The organism is Vibrio sp. 1580 (genome assembly GCF_033340055.1).
Genome location: NZ_JAWOVT010000523.1, coordinates 1 through 574, shown reverse-complemented (window position 1 = coordinate 574; position 574 = coordinate 1). Strand labels below are relative to the sequence as shown.

Annotated in this window: 1 protein-coding gene; it reads left to right on the top strand. The window is 47.6% G+C overall.

Annotated features, from left to right (window positions below; all coding sequences use genetic code 11):
- Nucleotides 1–81: 81 nt before the first annotated feature.
- On the top strand, nucleotides 82–574 hold a 493-nt coding region (locus R7093_RS26955), incomplete at its 3' end, for a LysR family transcriptional regulator (protein ID WP_318147241.1).

The window sequence follows — 574 nt, the reverse complement described above, 5'->3', positions numbered from 1 at the left end:
CACAATATCTGATTGTTTTATTTCAAACTAACGGATAGTTTTGATGGAACACTTCAACAAAAACGATGGATAGAAAAGAATATGGATATTGACGCGCTGCGCAGCTTTCTTGCGTTTGTTGAAACAGGCAGCTTCACTCGTGCTGCAAAACAAATCAATCGCACCCAATCCGCGTTTAGTGCTCAAATGCGAAAGCTTGAAGATGAACTCCATGTCAGCTTATTCGAAAAGGAAGGTCGCAACCTTGTACTGAGCGAAGCGGGTATGTCACTTCGTGCGCATGCAGAGCAACTCGTAAGTTTGCACAATCAAGCCGTCAAGCAAGTAAAACGCTACGAAAACAAACGCCCACTGCGTTTAGGATGTCCAGAAGACTATAACGATAGCCTGCTGCCGAAACTCATCCGCGTATTGCAGCAAACCGAACCGACCTGCTCTATCCAGGTGTACAGTGAGCCAAGCGTGACGCTCCGCGAATGGCTAGATGAAGGCAAATTAGACGCCGCCATCGTGACTCGTGCACCCGATAGCGAAGAAGGATACTGGCTCGCAAGTGATAGAGGCGTGTGGATCA